The following is a 16716-nucleotide window of genomic DNA, read 5'->3' as shown; positions in this document are numbered from 1 at the left end:
CTGTCTTCCCGACCATTCCTTTGGGGCCTTAGCTCAGCTGGGAGAGCGCCTGCCTTGCACGCAGGAGGTCAGCGGTTCGATCCCGCTAGGCTCCATAAATACAATATAACATTTTCATTATGGCGGTGTAGCTCAGCTGGCTAGAGCGTACGGTTCATACCCGTGAGGTCGGGGGTTCGATCCCCTCCGCCGCTACCATAGATTTCGGACCTTTAGCTCAGTTGGTTAGAGCAGACGGCTCATAACCGTCCGGTCGTAGGTTCGAGTCCTACAAGGTCCACCACTCGGAGGAATACCCAAGTCTGGCTGAAGGGATCGGTCTTGAAAACCGACAGGGGTGTCAAAGCCCGCGGGGGTTCGAATCCCTCTTCCTCCGCCATTTATATCTAATAATAATAATATTTATATCTCATATCATCGCGGGGTGGAGCAGTTCGGTAGCTCGTCGGGCTCATAACCCGAAGGTCGCAGGTTCAAATCCTGCCCCCGCAACCAAAATGGTCCGGTAGTTCAGTTGGTTAGAATGCCTGCCTGTCACGCAGGAGGTCGCGGGTTCGAGTCCCGTCCGGACCGCCATCTTAAAAGTACATATGTGGCTCGGTAGCTCAGTTGGTAGAGCAACGGACTGAAAATCCGTGTGTCGGCGGTTCGATTCCGTCCCGAGCCACCACTGTTTTATTTTGATTCTGGCGGTTGTGGCGAAGTGGTTAACGCACCAGATTGTGGCTCTGGCACTCGTGGGTTCGATTCCCATCAATCGCCCCATACAAGATCAAATGCGGGTGTAGTTTAGTGGTAAAACCTCAGCCTTCCAAGCTGATGTCGTGAGTTCGATTCTCATCACCCGCTCCATTTTAAATCATGGGCCTGTAGCTCAGCTGGTTAGAGCGCACGCCTGATAAGCGTGAGGTCGATGGTTCGAGTCCATTCAGGCCCACCATGATTTATTATTCCACAGTAGCTCAGTGGTAGAGCTATCGGCTGTTAACCGATCGGTCGTAGGTTCGAATCCTACCTGTGGAGTCTTGGAGAAGTACTCAAGTGGCTGAAGAGGCGCCCCTGCTAAGGGTGTAGGTCGTGTAAGCGGCGCGAGGGTTCAAATCCCTCCTTCTCCGCCATTTATGTTACATATTTCAATATGGCCCGTTGGTCAAGCGGTTAAGACACCGCCCTTTCACGGCGGTAACACGGGTTCGAATCCCGTACGGGTCATCCAATCACCTTGCAAAGCTAGTTGCAAGGTTTTTTATATGAATTTTTTTATAATAAAAACACAATGATTCTAAAAACAATAAAACAAAATATTTCGGTTTCCTCTGTGGAAAAATATGTATGTTTCGTGTGCATGTTACTCGGGTATCATAAAGTATGTTTATAACATTACCCTATAAAACCGATCGGATCATGTGCCAATTGAAAGAAGAAATTAATAAGAAAAATGCCTGAATCTTTTGTTTATTGTATTGTGATATTTGAAAATGTTAGATAAGATAAAATAAAAAAGAGTTCATTATAGTATCAATTTATGTCATAAAATCTCTCGTTTTATATTCTTGCACTAGAAAAATACACCACAAATCTTAGCAATCAACCTCAATAACTTAATTATAATAATTATACTTGGTCAACTTTTTTTGCTCCTTATTATTTACTTTGAAATCAATATTGTTTAGACACATTTATCTTTCATTCATGTGATTTTTTATAATTTCGACTTAATTCGCGATATTTGTCATTAAAAAATATGATTATTTAGCAGGAAATTCTAACTTTTTTTTGAATAAAATATATAAAATTGATGCGATAGGTCAGAAAGGATGAAAGAAATGCCCGTTGCCACCCCGACAGATTTTGAAATTCATTTATTTCACGAAGGAAACCTGTATAAAAGCTACGACATATTTGGAGCTCATGTTACAGAAAACAATGGGGAAAAAGGAATGCACTTTTGTGTATGGGCCCCGCATGCTAAACAAGTTAGAGTGGTTGGCGATTTTAATAATTGGTCAGGTGAAAACCATGAAATGTATAAGGTAAGCCAGGGAGGAATCTGGTCTTTGTTTATTTCCGGAATTCAGACATTCCAGCTTTATAAGTATGAAATTGTCTGCCAAAACGGAAATACATTGCTAAAGTCTGATCCTTATGCTTTTTATTCAGAAAAGAGACCTAAAACAGCGTCAATCACTTATGATTTATCTGGATACATATGGAATGACCGAAAATGGATTCAGAAAAAAAAGATTAAGCCTATTTATCAAAAACCTGTCATGATTTACGAATTCCATTTTGGGTCATGGAAAAAGAAAGATGATGGAAGCCTTTACTCATACCGAGAAATGGCAGACCTTCTCATTCCATATGTGGTTGATTATGGCTTCACACACATTGAGTTAATGCCAATCATTGAACATCCATATGATCGGTCCTGGGGGTATCAGGGGACAGGATATTACAGCGCTACCAGCCGGTTTGGAACTCCTCATGATTTAATGTATTTCATTGACAAATGCCATCAAAACGAAATCGGAGTCATTATGGATTGGGTGCCGGGCCATTTTTGTAAGGATGCACATGGCTTGTATATGTTTGATGGTGAACCGGTCTATGAATATTCAAATGAGCATGACCGCGAGAATTGGGTGTGGGGAACGGCAAATTTTGACCTGGGAAAAACAGAGGTTCACAGCTTTCTGATTTCCAGTGCGATGTTTTGGATTGATAATTTTCATATTGATGGATTTCGAGTAGATGCAGTCGCAAATTTATTATATTGGCCAAATCAAGGAGATGCTGTGGAAAACCCTTTTGCGGTCAATTTTCTAAAAAAATTGAATGAACAAGTATTTAATCAGGATCCCAATTTTTTAATGATCGCAGAGGATTCCACCAATTGGCCAAAGGTAACTCATCCCGTCTATGAAGGAGGGTTAGGCTTTAATTACAAGTGGAACATGGGCTGGATGAATGATGTATTGAAGTACATGGAAGCTGATGTAAGTGAGAGGGGAAATTTGCATAATCTGATAACGTTTTCACTCTTATATGCTTACAGTGAAAACTATATATTGCCCTTTTCACATGATGAAGTCGTTCACGGGAAAAGGTCTCTGTTAAATAAAATGTCTGGGGACTATTGGCAAAAGTTTGCCCAGTACCGCTTATTGCTAGGTTATATGATTGCGCATCCAGGTAAAAAGCTTTTGTTTATGGGCGGAGAATTTGCCCAGTTTGATGAATGGAAAGATTTAGAGCAGCTTGATTGGTTTTTGGATGAGTATGAAATGCATCATAAAGCAGCAATATTTTCAAGAGATCTCATACGTTTGTATCTTAAACAGAAAATCCTTTTTGAAACTGATCATAAGCAAGAGGGATTCGAGTGGATTGATGCAGACAATCGGGAGCAGTCGATTTTTTCATTTATACGTTTTGGTATGAGGCCAAATGAAGCGCTTATCGTCGTTTGTAACTTTACACCTGCTGTATATCATGAATACAACATAGGAGTCCCGTTTGAAACGAAATATACTGAAGTTATGAATAGTGACGATGAGAGATATGGAGGATCTCATCAGATCAATCCAAAGCCGCTTGTAGCTAAGGAAGGCCAAGTTCACAATAAGCCCTTTTTTATTTCCATGACGATCCCTCCTTATGGAATTTCAGTTCTTAGAGCAGTCAAAAAGAGAGGAGCGAAGAAAAAATGAAAAAGCAATGTGTGGCGATGCTGCTCGCCGGTGGGAAAGGCAGCAGACTCAGCTCATTAACACAAAACCTGGCAAAGCCAGCTGTCTCTTTCGGGGGTAAATATCGTATTATTGATTTTACATTGAGCAACTGCACCAATTCAGGGATTGATACAGTTGGAGTTCTTACGCAATATCAGCCTCTCGTCTTAAATTCCTATATCGGAATCGGAAGCGCTTGGGATCTTGATCGTAAAAATGGCGGGGTGACCGTCCTCCCTCCTTACGCAGAGTCCTCAGAAGTGAAATGGTATAAAGGCACAGCCAGCGCCATTTATGAAAATCTTAATTACTTAAAACAATACGATCCAGAGTATGTATTAATCCTATCAGGAGATCATATTTACAAGATGGACTACAGTAAAATGCTGGACTATCACATTGAGAAAAAAGCAGATGCCACAATTTCTGTGATTGAAGTACCGTGGGATGAAGCAAGCCGCTTTGGCATAATGAATACAGATGAAAATCTGGAAATTACCAAATTTGATGAAAAACCGGCCAATCCAAAAAGTAACCTTGCTTCCATGGGCATCTACATTTTTAATTACTCCGTTCTTAAAAATTTTCTTGAGATGGATGCGAGAAACCAGCACTCGAGCCATGATTTTGGAAAGGATATCATTCCACTTCTGCTTGAAGAAAAGAAAAATCTTGTTGCTTATCCTTTCAAAGGGTACTGGAAAGACGTCGGGACAGTTAAAAGTCTTTGGGAGGCAAATATGGATTTACTAGAAGATTCCTCCGGTTTGAATTTATTTGATCATGATTGGCGGATCTATTCAGTTAATCCGAATCATCCTCCGCAATTTATTTCCAGCCAAGCCGAGCTATCAGAATCTTTAGTTAACGAAGGTTGCGTGGTTTACGGCAATGTTACGAAGTCGGTGCTGTTTCAGGGTGTGACGATTGGCGCAAATTCAACTATTTATCAGTCTGTTATCATGCCTAATGTAACGATTGGTGAAAACGTAACGATTGAGAATGCCATCGTGCCAAGCGGGATGACAATACCGGACGGATTTACGGCAAAGCCTGAAAAACAGGGTACAGATGTGTTGCTTATATCCGAGGATTTTGTTGAAAAGACGTTAATATAAAAGGTCAAAAGAGGCAATACAATTTGAGTGGAAATTCTCCAAAAGGAGGAATGGCGTAAAAGCAAAGTAATCAAAATATGAAGCAGGGAGAGGTGCAAATTTGATGAGTAATCAATTATTGGGTATTATTGATGCTACAACACAAAAAGAATCACTTCGGGACTTAACTGTTCAACGCTCTTTAGGGGCAATCCCATTTGCAGGGAGGTACCGCTTGATTGATTTTATCCTTTCCAGCATGGTTAACTCTGGGATTCGAAGCGTGGGTATATTTCCAAAATACCATTATCGTTCATTAATGGACCACTTAGGATCGGGGAAAGAGTGGGATTTAAGCAGAAAAAGGGATGGTCTCTTCTTTTTTCCTTCCCCTCATTTGCATCATGAATACGATGAATTTGGATCGTTTCGACAGTTTTCAGACCATTTGGATTACTTCCACAGAAGCTCTCAAGAGTATGCTGTTATTACGAACAGCCATACTATCTGCAACATTAATTTTCAATACGTGTTAGAAAAGCATCTTGAACTTGATTGTGACATAACCGAACTATATCAAGACGGTCAAAGTCTTCAAATTTATATCATGGCGAAAAGCTTGTTAAAAGATTTAATCTACGGCCATGTTGACCAGGGATTTAAGACGCTGCAGGAAGTCGTCTCCAGTTCGCAAAGCTCATTAACCATTTGCCGTTATGAATACGCGGGATATGCAGCGGTCATTGATACCATTGAAAATTATTTCATTCATAGTTTACAGCTTATTCAGCCTCAATATTGGCAGCAGATTTTCTTACCTCAAATGCCGATTTATACGAAGGTGAAGGATGAACCTCCTACCAAATACTACAACAGCAGCAAGGTGAAAAATTCAATGATTGCCAACGGCTGCTTGATCGCTGGAGAGGTTGAAAATTCGATTATCTTTAGAGGGGTTACGATCGGAGAAGGCACAAAAATTAAAAACAGTATCGTTATGCAAAAGTCTCAAATTGGGGATAATTGTACACTGGAGCAAGTAATTGCTGATAAAGATGTTAGGGTCGGAAACAAAAGCGAAATTGCCGGAACAATGAAAATGCCATATGTATTAAGAAAAGGTCTCGTACAAGGAGCGTTGATGAACTCTTGAAGGTATTATTTACAGTAGCAGAATGTGTACCATTCGTAAAATCAGGCGGGCTGGCCGACGTGGCGGGTGCTTTGCCTAAAGAGTTACTAAAAAAAGGAATCGAAATCGCAGTTATGATACCGAAATACGGATTTATCCCGGCGGACTATTTACAGCGTATGGAGAAGGTTGGAGAATGCACTGTGCAAGTCGGCTGGAGAAGGCAATATTGTGGAATTGAATCGCTCATTCATGATGGTGTTACTTACTATTTTCTTGATAATGAATACTATTTCAAACGGGATTCGTTATATGGTCACTATGATGACGGAGAAAGGTTTGCTTTTTTTTCTAGAGCTGTTTTTGAAGCAGCAAAAGAGATCGGCTTTCAACCTGACATCATACACACACATGACTGGCATACCGCGATGACAAACTATTTGCTGAAGGAAGAATATAACTACACGAGATTTTTTCAGCACACAAAAAGCATATTTACAATCCATAACCTGCAATTTCAAGGATCCTTTCCGAGGGACGTTACCCATGATCTTTTCGGTTTGGATATGTCTCATTTTACGTATGAAAAGCTGGAGTTTCACGGTCTCGTAAACTATATGAAAGCGGGAATTGTTTCAGCCGATTATATTACGACCGTCAGTCCAACCTACCGGAATGAAATTTTAACCGATTATTATGGTGAGAGAATGAATCATGTTCTTCGCTATAGGGAAAAGGATTTAGTGGGAATTTTAAATGGCATAGATGATACAACTTATAATCCGGAAACCGATCCTGTACTTATAAAAAAATTCAGTGTAAACGAATTGGATGGAAAACAGACGAACAAACAAGAGCTTCAGTCCATGTTTGGCTTACAGGAAGAAAAAGACGTGCCGATAATCGCAATTGTCAGTCGTCTTACAAAGCAAAAGGGACTTGATTTGCTGAAAGGCATTATGCATGAAATTCTAGAATTGCCGATTCAATTTATCGTTTTAGGGACAGGGGATCGAGAGTTTGAAGACTACTTCCGTTATTTGGAGTGGGCATATTCGAACAAGTGCAGAGCATATATTGGTTTTGATGAAGGAATTGCACGCAAAATTTATGCTGGCTCGGATATGTTTTTAATGCCTTCAAGCTTTGAACCATGCGGCTTAGGCCAATTAATTGCTCTCAAATACGGAAGCATCCCTATCGTTCGTGAAACGGGAGGGTTAAATGACACCGTTCAATCATATAGAGAAGATACCCGAACTGGGAACGGTTTTTCGTTCGTGAATTTTAATGCTCACGATATGAAGCACACAATTGAGAGGGCATTGTATTTCTATGGCAAAAAGGAAATATGGCATCACATTGTCAAACGTGCAATGGCTGAAGACAATAGCTGGTCAAGGTCTGCAGATTTGTATTTAAATATGTATACAGATCTTATCAGAGGGAGTGGCGGGGATGTTCTCAACTAAGGAAAGGTTTAAAAACTGCTTTGCCAAACGTTTGGAAATGATGTGCGGAAAACGATTACAAGATTCAACGACTCTTGATCAATATCAAACTCTCGGCCAAATGGTACGTGAGCATATCAGTACAAACTGGATTCGGACAAATGAAAAAAACAGGTCATTTCAGGAAAAACAAATGTATTATCTTTCGATTGAATTTCTATTCGGACAATTTCTTGGTCAAAATTTATTAAACTTAGGGGTCCGTGAGACAGTTAAGGAAGGCTTAAAAGACCTTGAGATTTCACTCGATGAGATAGAAAAGGCTGAACCGGACGCTGCGCTTGGTAATGGCGGATTGGGAAGGCTGGCTGCTTGTTTTCTAGATTCATTAGCCACTCTGAATCTACCTGGAAACGGCATGGGAATCCGTTATAAATACGGACTTTTTGAGCAAAGGATTGTCGATGGAAACCAAGTAGAGCTGCCGGAACAATGGCTGAAGTCTGGAAATGTGTGGGGAGTGCGCAACTCCGACCAAGCGATTGATATTCAATTTTGGGGTATCGTGCATCCTGATACATCAAGTGACAGGCTTGAATTCCGCCATGAAAAAGCCATGGTGATTACTGCTATTCCATATGATATCCCTATGATTGGTGCACATACGGATACAGTAAATACATTAAGGCTGTGGAGCGCAGAGCCGTCATCCAATTACAAGGAATATAATTTGCTTACATATAAAAGAGAAACAGAAGCAGTTTCAGAATTTTTGTATCCTGATGATACGTATGACGACGGGAAAATTCTCAGGCTCAAGCAACAGTATTTTCTCGTCTCGGCAAGCTTGCAAAGCATCGTAAAAAGCTATCGGAAAGCACATTCTACGTTGAAGGATTTTCATGAAAAGGTTGCGATTCATATTAACGATACCCACCCTTCACTCGCCATTCCCGAACTGATGAGGATCTTGCTGGATGAAGAAAAAATGGGGTGGGATGAAGCCTGGCATATTACCATTCATACATTTTCCTATACAAATCATACAATTCTTTCTGAAGCACTTGAGAAATGGCCGATCTATTTAATTAAGCCGTTGCTTCCAAGAATTTATATGATCATAAATGAAATTAATGAAAAATTTTGCAGGTGGGTCTGGGAGCAGCATCCGGGAGATTGGAATCGAATTGAAAACCTTGCTGTCATAGCTCACGGTGTTGTGAAAATGGCTCATTTGGCAATTGTCGGAAGCCACAGTGTGAACGGGGTGGCAAAGATTCACTCGGATCTTTTAAAAGAGAAGGAAATGAATCATTTTTATCTGATTTTCCCCGAAAAGTTTAACAATAAAACAAATGGAATTTCCCACAGAAGATGGCTGCTTAAAGCCAATCCGGAGCTCACGAACCTTATTACCGATGCCATAGGTGAAAAGTGGAAGAAGAACCCGGATGAATTAATCAACTTGACGCCATTTGCTTATGATTCATCATTTATCGAAGTTTTTCAAGCAGTAAAAAGAAAAAGAAAAGAAGATTTGATCCGGGTGATTAAGGATTCTACCGGTTTTGTTGTAAATTCTGATAGCATTTTTGACGTTCAGGTGAAACGGCTCCATGCTTATAAGCGGCAGCTGTTAAATGTTCTGCATATTATGCATTTATACAATCATCTAAAAGAGGATCGGTCAGCCGGCCTCTATCCTCAAACGTTTATTTTTGGCGCAAAAGCATCACCAAGCTATTATTATGCAAAAAAAGTGATAAAACTGATTCACTCGGTAGCAGAAATCATAAATAATGACCCTCAGGTGAACGATAAAATCAAGGTTATTTTTCTGCCGAATTATAGGGTTTCAATTGCCGAGCAAATTTTTCCGGCCGCTGATGTAAGTGAACAAATATCAACAGCCAGCAAAGAGGCTTCGGGTACTGGAAATATGAAGTTTATGATGAACGGTGCAATTACACTCGGAACGTTGGATGGAGCGAATATTGAAATTCTTGAACGCGTCGGTCCAGATAATATATATACGTTTGGCTTGCAAGCGGATGAGGTCGTCAGCTATTACGAAAAAGGCGGCTATCGTTCACGTGAATATTACCAGCATGACAGGAGAATCAAAGAGGTTGTCGATCAGTTGATGAATGGCATTTTTGCCGATCAGCCATATGAATTCGAAGCCATATACGATTCGTTACTGGACCATAATGACGAGTATTTTATCCTTAGGGATTTTAGTACCTATGCCGAAGCCCATAAAAAAATTCAAAAAGATTATCAAAATAAAGCCAAATGGGCCGAAAAAGCGATTATAAACATTGCCTGTTCCGGGCACTTCTCCAGTGACGCGACAATCGAACGATATTCTGAGGAGATTTGGAATATCAAGCCAAGGGATACAAGAATCATTTTAAGCCCTTAATACAAAGAGGAATTCCCTAAAGTGGGGATTCCTCTTTGCAATTACTCATCGTACGGCTTTTTTTCGGATGCAGGCAGGTCCCCCCAGCTTACCATTGAATCTGCTTCATCCAGTTGTTCTTCGTATTCCTGGTGTTCATTAGAAGGATAAATTTTCATTGGATTTCCATAAAGATCAGTAGCTGCAAAGTTTTCATAATCTTCTACATAGCCAACATCTTCTTCAGATTCCATATATACGTCATTATACGAAACAGGAGGAGTTTCCATATCTTGCGGTGTTTGCGAATTCCCATAGCTCTCTACCTCTTGATAGGCGTCCTCGGAATCATATCCTGCAATGTTTTTTTCATCATGTTCGAATTTTCCAAATGGCGGGTGCAGCACCTCTTCTTCAACCGGACGATTCTTTGAAACCTCTTCGTCTGGCGTATGCTGCTTGCAAGTGACAGCTGTGGGGATGACAGCAAGTCTGTCCAATGGTATGTCTTGGCCGCATACCTCGCATTTGCCGTATGTTCCTTTTTTGATGTTGTCGAGCGCATGATCAATTTCCCTAAGATGTTCTCTTTCATGTGCGTACAATGCAATATCTTTTTCTCGTTCATACAGCTCGGTAGCCTGATCTCCGGGATGGTTATCGTAGGATGACAATCCGCCGGTTGAATCATAAGGGAAGGACACCGAGGTTCCAAAATTGTTATTATCTTTTAATCGTGACAACAGCTCGTTCTTAGCCGCTTCCAGCTCATTTTTTAATCGATTTTTTTGATCCTCTGTAAGCAATAATTCCACCTCTTTTTTCTAATTGCTTTACAGGTAGTATGAGCTTTTTTTCCGAGAAATAATTCACGAACAAAAAAAGAGCTCGGAGGAAAGCTCTATTAGACAAAATAATCAAGGAGTAATGCAATCGTAAGCAGGACTCCGAAAATTGTATTCGTTTGCGCAGTTGATTTCATCGCATTCATAAGTTCTTTTGGAATTGATTTTTTCTTAAATTCCCTTACGGCTATATAGCTTTTCACCAGGCTGAAAAGGACAAGAAGCGTCCAAGGTGAAAGGATTCCTAAAGCAATAAACAAGACAACTAGCATATTTGCTGCTAAGAAGAAACCAGCTAAAATGTCGGTTGCTCTTTTTCTTCCGACAAGTATTGCCAAGGTTTTTCTTCCGTTTTCTTTATCCCCCTCGAGATCCCGAATGTTGTTCGATAACAAAATGGCGCCGATCAGAATGGAAACAGGAATCGAAATCAAGAAAATATTAGTGTTCCATTCACCTGTTTGAATGTAATAAGAAATTCCCACTAATCCTACGCCCATAAGACCACCTGAAGCCACTTCGCCAAAAGGAGTGTATGCGATGGGAAGTGGCCCTCCTGTGTAAAAATAGCCAATTGCCATGCAAAAAACCCCTATAAGAGCGATCCACCAGCTTGATGAAATACAGATAAAGACACCAAGAAGTGCCGAGAAAATAAAAAGTAAATAAGCAAGATACAGTACAGTCTTTGGTTTTACGCCGTTACGTACGATGGCCCCGCCTATCCCTACCGAATTTTCATTATCTAAGCCTCGGACATAGTCAAAATATTCGTTGAACATGTTGGTTGCAACTTGAATAGAAAGAGAAGCAATCAGCATGGCGAGAAATACCCAAATGTTGATTTGTCCGGATGGTAAAGCCAGCACTGTTCCGATCGTCACTGGAATAAATGCAGCAGTTAACGTGTGAGGCCTTAAAAGCATCCACCAAATCCGCCAGTTTTTATCAGGTTTGATTTTTGACACATTACCTGATAGTGATTGATGTTGCATATCTATTCTCCTTTTTATAAAAATACGTACTCATCCACTCTTAAGTTTAGAAAAACTTTAAAAAGGTGTCAATGGAAGGATGTAAATCATGTTTAAAATTCTTTTCTCCATCTTGAACGAATAAGAGCCAATGCTTTTTTAAAACGGAAAATAGGTTTATAATAAACAGTATATGAACTTAAATCTGCTCCCGCCCGTATTGACAGGCTGATATAAGCAGGTGTATGTTGATGAAAGTAATTTTGGATTTTGGAGGGAGTAATCATGGTGACAGTGATCCAGCATACTTTGCTGCAAGAAGCTTCTCTTGCATTAAATAAAGCAAAAAAAGTCAACCATGCGATCCTATTAAGTTATTCGAAGCAAATTGAGTCGATAGATCCTTTGGCGTTTTTTTCTAATGGCGAGAAGCAGTATGCCGGACAACGTTTTTTTTGGTCAGATTCAAATTCTGATTTGAAGATAATAGGACTTGGAAAAGAAGTGATTTTTCAAGCAGAAGACAATGCAGAAAATAGATTTCGCGTGATTCATGAAAAATGGGAGCGCTTTAAAAATGATTCCTGCCATATACATGATGGTGCTTGTTCGGATATAGCAGCAGTAGGTCCATTACTTTTTGGAGGTTTTTCGTTCGATCCGAAAGAAGAAAAAGCTCCACACTGGAACCATTTTTCCGCCGGGAAATTTTTTGTCCCCGCTTTAATGTTGACGATCTCTTCATCTGGGGCTTTCCTTACCGCAAATCGATGGACTTACGGGGAAGAAGATGCTGAACAGGCTTTACGCAAGCTGCTCAAATCCGTTTCATCCGCAAACGAAGCCGCGTGTTCGACTAAACAACGTACTAAACTAAATTCAATTGAAGAAAAAAATACGAGAGAGTGGATGAATGCGGTTCGTAGCGCAACAGAGGAAATCAAAAAAAAGAATTATGATAAAATTGTGCTTGCCAGAGAGGTATTGGCTACATATGAAGAAAACATTAAGCTGGACCATGTCATTGCCACGCTTTTACATGAGCAAAAAACAAGCTATGTTTATGTTGTAGAAGAAGGTGCACAAAGCTTTATTTCTGCATCACCTGAACGGTTAATCAGAAAAGAAGGAAGCAATGTCTCCTCTTCGTGCATTGCCGGATCAATCAAAAGAGGCAAGACAGATGAAGAGGATGAGCAGCTGGGCAGAGAACTGTTGTCCGATCAAAAAAATCGTATGGAGCACCAAATCGTCGTTAATATGATCAATGACGCTTTTTTAGCTAACTGTACTGCAGTGAAAAAGCCGGAAAAACCAGGCTTATATAAAACGAAAAACATTCAGCACCTGTATACGCCAATTACCGGAACAATTAATGAAAAAGCGTCTCTTTTTGATCTGATTCACAAGCTTCACCCTACACCAGCTGTCGGCGGAGAACCTCGTGAACTTGCGCTGGAGTTTATTAGGAACGTAGAGCCGATGAACAGAGGCTGGTACGCCGCACCTGTAGGCTGGATCGACTGCAAAGACAACGGTGAATTTATCGTTGCCCTCCGTTCCGGTTTGATAGAACGCAATCAGGCGAGGTTGTTTGCCGGATGCGGCATAGTTGAGGATTCTGATCCGGAAAAAGAGTTTGAAGAAACACAAATTAAGCTGAGACCGATGCTTTCCGCTCTTGGAGGAATGTAGTGATGACGAACCCAATTACGAATTATATTGGCTGCTTTATGAATGAGCTTGCTGTCAGCGGAGTTAGCGAAGCGGTCATTTGTCCCGGATCCAGATCAACGCCGCTTGCTATCATGGCCAGCGCCCACCCGGAAATACATACGCATGTGCTTATTGATGAACGCTCGGCGGCATTTTTTGCGCTCGGCTTGGCTAAAGCGAGCGGGAAGCCGGTCATGCTCATATGTACCTCCGGAACAGCAGGGGCAAATTTTTATCCCGCAATTATCGAAGCCAATTACTCAAGAGTGCCGCTTGTCATCGTGACAGCTGATCGTCCGCATGAGTTGAGGGATGCAGGTGCACCTCAGGCCATAGATCAGCAATTTTTGTACGGCAACTTTGTTAAATGGTTCACAGACTTGGCTCTGCCTGAAGAGCGTGAAGAAATGTTACCCTATGTTCGGCGAATTGCGTTAAGAGCCGGAAGTGAGGCTGCAAGGCACCCAAGAGGGCCTGTGCATGTCAATGTTCCATTGAGAGAACCACTAATGCCAGACTTGGAGTCACTTCCTTTCGAAAAAGAAAAAACTGCAAACAAACAGCTGCATATAAGAAACCGTATAGTTGAGACGAAGATCGAATTCTTTGAGACTCTTATTCCAGAGCTTGAGAAACGTAAAGAAGGCTTGATTGTTTGCGGAGAGCTGGCTGATGATGAAACGAGAGAATTTGTTTTAAAGCTTTCCCGGCATTTAAAATACCCAATTCTGGCGGATCCTTTATCCAATTTACGAAATAGCGGTCATGATGCAAGCACAATTATTGACGCATATGATTCATTTTTAAAAGATGAAACAATTCAGGAGTTTATTTTTCCGGAAATTGTCATACGGTTTGGGCCAATGCCAGTATCAAAGCCGCTGTTTCAGCTGTTGCAAAAGCATCCGGAAATTAGCCAAATCGTTGTTGATCCGGGAGGAGGATGGAGGGATCCGACCTTAAATAGCACATGGATGCTAAACAGCAGTGAAGAGGTGTTTATCCAAACAGTTCTTGAACATGCTGAACCAAATGATGATTCAACATGGGTGAAAAAATGGAAGTTTGTAAATGACAGATTTCGTTTTCATTTGAAACGCATGGACCTGGAGGATGATTGGTTTGAGGGCAAGGTTTATCAAGTCCTTCAACCGCTGATTCCTGATAATAGTTCAGTCTTTTTAGGAAACAGCATGCCGATCCGAGATGCAGATACATTTTTTGGAACGGAAAACCGTTCTTATCGGCTGTTTGCAAACCGAGGGGCTAATGGGATTGATGGAGTTGTTTCCACCGCTATTGGGGTCAGAGAGGCGACGAAGAGACCAGTGACTTTAGTGATCGGCGATTTGTCCTTTTACCATGATTTAAATGGTTTGCTCGCTTGCAAAACTCTTAATATTCCATTGACCATTATATTAATTAATAATGATGGCGGAGGTATTTTTTCATTTCTGCCGCAGTCTACTGAAAAAATATATTTTGAATCATTATTCGGCACACCGACAGGGCTCGAATTTGAACATGCGGCAAAACTTTATGGAGGATATTATGTGGTGCCTGATTCATGGGAGCAATTCATTAAAGTCTACAAATCAAGCGTAAATTCCCCTGGCCTGCATGTAATCGAAGTGAAAACAAACCGGGAGAATCGTGTGGAAATCCATCGAAATTTGCTGCAAAAAGTTTCCCGGGAAATAAGAAAAGAGTGGCCGTTTTGAGAATCACTTTAGCAGATGGTGTCACTTATGAATTATACGACAATAATAAAAAGTCAGCTGAAACGATTCTTTTTTTTCATGGATTTACTGGCAGTGCAAAAAGCTGGGAGCCGATGGAGCCGTTGCTGAGCGATAAACGAATCATTAGGATTAGCTTGCTTGGACACGGAGGGACTGACAGCCCGGTTGATAGCAAAAGGTATTCAGCCCATCGCCAGGCACAAGATCTGTTAGAGTTGATCAAATCATTGCAGCTTCACAAAGTTTGTCTGATCGGTTATTCTATGGGGGGCAGGCTCGCACTGTATTTCTCCATGCTTTATCCTGGCCGTGTGTCCAGACTTATTCTGGAAAGCAGTTCTCCAGGACTCATGTCGCTTCACGAACGAAAGGCAAGAATTGCACAAGACCGGAAGCTTGCTGATTTATTAGTCAATGAAGGGCTTTCGAAGTTCATTGATTATTGGGGAAATATCCCTCTGTTTGATTCGCAAAAGCGGTTACCTAAAAGAGTAAGAAATCAACAGCAAACAGAGCGGCTGAATAATAATCCGATCGGTCTTGCAAATAGCTTGTCGGGCTTTGGCACGGGAGCACAGCCTTCCTTATGGGGAAAGCTGCATGAGGTGAAAATTCCTGTCCTGCTCATTACTGGGCAGCTGGATGAAAAGTTTTGCCGCATAAATAAGAAACTCGATAAAAAGCTTGAGAATAGCTGCTTGCAGATATTTGAACATGCAGGCCATACGGTTCATTTGGAATGCCCTGAGGCGTTCGGAAAACTGGTTAATGAGTTTGTCTCATAATATGAAGGAGGTTCAATCATGGGAGTGGAATGGATAAAGGAAAGAGACTATGAAGACGTTATATATGAAAAATATAATGGAATCGCGAAAATAACGATTAATCGGCCGGAAGTACATAATGCTTTTCGTCCAAAAACGGTGACTGAATTAATTGATGCGTTTGCTTATGCAAGAGACGACTCGGAAATTGGTGTTATTGTTCTTGCAGGAGCAGGAGACAAGGCATTTTGCTCAGGAGGAGACCAAAAGGTTCGCGGCCACGGAGGGTACGTCGGAGATGATCAGATTCCCCGCTTGAACGTATTAGATCTGCAGCGCTTGATCCGAGTGATTCCAAAACCGGTAGTGGCAATGGTTTCAGGTTATGCCATTGGAGGCGGCCATGTTCTTCATATCGTATGTGACTTAACGATTGCTGCGGATAATGCCATCTTTGGACAAACCGGACCGAAAGTCGGCAGCTTTGATGCGGGATACGGTTCAGGCTATTTAGCACGTATTGTAGGCCACAAAAAAGCGCGGGAAATATGGTACCTTTGCCGCCAGTACAATGCGGAAGAAGCAAAGGAAATGGGTCTGGTAAACACAGTCGTTCCGCTTGAAAAATTGGAAGAGGAAACGATCAGTTGGTGCGAGGAAATGCTTGAAAAGAGCCCGACAGCCCTTCGTTTTCTTAAGGCTGCTTTTAATGCAGATACCGACGGCTTAGCCGGTTTGCAGCAGTTTGCCGGAGATGCTACTCTTCTATACTACACAACGGATGAAGCCAAGGAAGGCCGTGATTCTTTCAAAGAAAAAAGAAAACCGGACTTCGGCCAATTCCCGCGTTTTCCTTGATC

Annotated in this window: 11 protein-coding genes and 13 tRNA genes; 22 read left to right on the top strand and 2 right to left on the bottom strand. The window is 41.3% G+C overall.

The window, feature by feature from the left end; all coding sequences use genetic code 11:
* Positions 1-22 precede the first annotated feature (22 nt).
* From JOC74_RS19230 to JOC74_RS19145, 18 genes are all read left to right on the top strand, one after another.
* Positions 23-95, top strand: a tRNA-Ala gene (locus JOC74_RS19230).
* 26 nt (positions 96-121) lie between these two features.
* A tRNA-Met gene (locus JOC74_RS19225) sits at positions 122-198 on the top strand.
* A gap of 8 nt (positions 199-206) precedes the next feature.
* Positions 207-283 (top strand) — tRNA-Ile (locus JOC74_RS19220).
* A 3-nt stretch (positions 284-286) separates the two neighbouring features.
* Positions 287-379 (top strand) — tRNA-Ser (locus JOC74_RS19215).
* 39 nt (positions 380-418) lie between these two features.
* Positions 419-495: transfer RNA gene (locus tag JOC74_RS19210), tRNA-Met, on the top strand.
* A 4-nt stretch (positions 496-499) separates the two neighbouring features.
* Positions 500-576, top strand: a tRNA-Asp gene (locus JOC74_RS19205).
* Between the two features lie 18 nt (positions 577-594).
* Positions 595-670, top strand: a tRNA-Phe gene (locus tag JOC74_RS19200).
* 19 nt (positions 671-689) lie between these two features.
* A tRNA-His gene (locus tag JOC74_RS19195) sits at positions 690-765 on the top strand.
* Between the two features lie 13 nt (positions 766-778).
* Positions 779-852, top strand: a tRNA-Gly gene (locus JOC74_RS19190).
* An 11-nt stretch (positions 853-863) separates the two neighbouring features.
* Positions 864-940, top strand: a tRNA-Ile gene (locus JOC74_RS19185).
* 11 nt (positions 941-951) lie between these two features.
* Positions 952-1023, top strand: a tRNA-Asn gene (locus JOC74_RS19180).
* A gap of 4 nt (positions 1024-1027) precedes the next feature.
* A tRNA-Ser gene (locus JOC74_RS19175) sits at positions 1028-1118 on the top strand.
* A gap of 22 nt (positions 1119-1140) precedes the next feature.
* Positions 1141-1212, top strand: a tRNA-Glu gene (locus JOC74_RS19170).
* Positions 1213-1826: 614 nt separating this feature from the next.
* Positions 1827-3710 carry a 1,4-alpha-glucan branching enzyme gene (gene glgB / locus JOC74_RS19165; protein ID WP_053603900.1) on the top strand — a complete coding sequence of 628 codons (1884 nt, stop codon included), beginning with the start codon at positions 1827-1829 and terminating at the stop codon, positions 3708-3710.
* Positions 3707-4849 (top strand): glucose-1-phosphate adenylyltransferase, encoded by a 1143-nt coding sequence (locus tag JOC74_RS19160; RefSeq protein WP_053603899.1) that lies wholly within the window; start codon positions 3707-3709, stop codon positions 4847-4849. Before glgB ends, JOC74_RS19160 begins: the two co-directional genes overlap by 4 nt.
* Positions 4850-4949: 100 nt before the next feature.
* The gene (locus tag JOC74_RS19155) at positions 4950-5981 is read left to right on the top strand and encodes a GlgC family sugar phosphate nucleotidyltransferase (RefSeq protein ID WP_098945234.1); all 1032 of its coding nucleotides are present in this window, start codon (positions 4950-4952) and stop codon (positions 5979-5981) included.
* Entirely contained in the window at positions 5978-7432 is a 1455-nt protein-coding gene (gene glgA, locus JOC74_RS19150; RefSeq protein ID WP_053603898.1) for a glycogen synthase GlgA, read from the top strand. Before JOC74_RS19155 ends, glgA begins: the two co-directional genes overlap by 4 nt.
* Entirely contained in the window at positions 7419-9836 is a 2418-nt protein-coding gene (locus JOC74_RS19145) for a glycogen/starch/alpha-glucan phosphorylase (RefSeq protein WP_053603897.1), read from the top strand. Before glgA ends, JOC74_RS19145 begins: the two co-directional genes overlap by 14 nt.
* A gap of 41 nt (positions 9837-9877) precedes the next feature.
* Here the strand turns inward: JOC74_RS19145 and JOC74_RS19140 are convergent, their stop codons facing one another.
* A complete protein-coding gene (locus JOC74_RS19140) occupies positions 9878-10621 on the bottom strand; it encodes a TraR/DksA C4-type zinc finger protein (RefSeq protein WP_053603896.1) in 744 nt (247 codons plus the stop codon).
* Positions 10622-10719: 98 nt separating this feature from the next.
* Positions 10720-11655 (bottom strand): 1,4-dihydroxy-2-naphthoate polyprenyltransferase, encoded by a 936-nt coding sequence (locus tag JOC74_RS19135; protein ID WP_082363966.1) that lies wholly within the window; start codon positions 11653-11655, stop codon positions 10720-10722.
* Between the two features lie 264 nt (positions 11656-11919).
* Here JOC74_RS19135 and JOC74_RS19130 point away from each other — a divergent pair, with 264 nt between their 5' ends.
* From JOC74_RS19130 to menB, 4 genes are read left to right on the top strand one after another with little or no spacing between them, the layout of a single operon-like run.
* Positions 11920-13329, top strand: a complete 1410-nt coding sequence (locus tag JOC74_RS19130) for an isochorismate synthase (RefSeq protein WP_053603894.1) — start codon at positions 11920-11922, stop codon at positions 13327-13329.
* A gap of 2 nt (positions 13330-13331) precedes the next feature.
* Positions 13332-15071 carry a 2-succinyl-5-enolpyruvyl-6-hydroxy-3-cyclohexene-1-carboxylic-acid synthase gene (gene menD / locus JOC74_RS19125; protein ID WP_053603893.1) on the top strand — a complete coding sequence of 580 codons (1740 nt, stop codon included), beginning with the start codon at positions 13332-13334 and terminating at the stop codon, positions 15069-15071.
* Positions 15059-15877: a 2-succinyl-6-hydroxy-2,4-cyclohexadiene-1-carboxylate synthase gene (gene menH / locus JOC74_RS19120; RefSeq protein WP_082363963.1), complete on the top strand. Its 819-nt coding sequence runs from the start codon at positions 15059-15061 to the stop codon at positions 15875-15877. The genes menD and menH overlap by 13 nt, the downstream gene beginning before the upstream one ends.
* Before the next feature lie 18 nt (positions 15878-15895).
* Entirely contained in the window at positions 15896-16714 is an 819-nt protein-coding gene (gene menB, locus JOC74_RS19115; RefSeq protein ID WP_053603891.1) for a 1,4-dihydroxy-2-naphthoyl-CoA synthase, read from the top strand.
* The last annotated feature ends 2 nt before the right edge of the window (positions 16715-16716 follow it).

The sequence above is a fragment of the Bacillus capparidis genome (genome assembly GCF_017832095.1).
Taxonomy (GTDB): domain Bacteria; phylum Bacillota; class Bacilli; order Bacillales; family Bacillaceae; genus Bacillus; species Bacillus gobiensis.
Note: the sequence above shows the minus strand (reverse complement) of the source record. Positions and strands in the feature narration are given on the sequence as shown.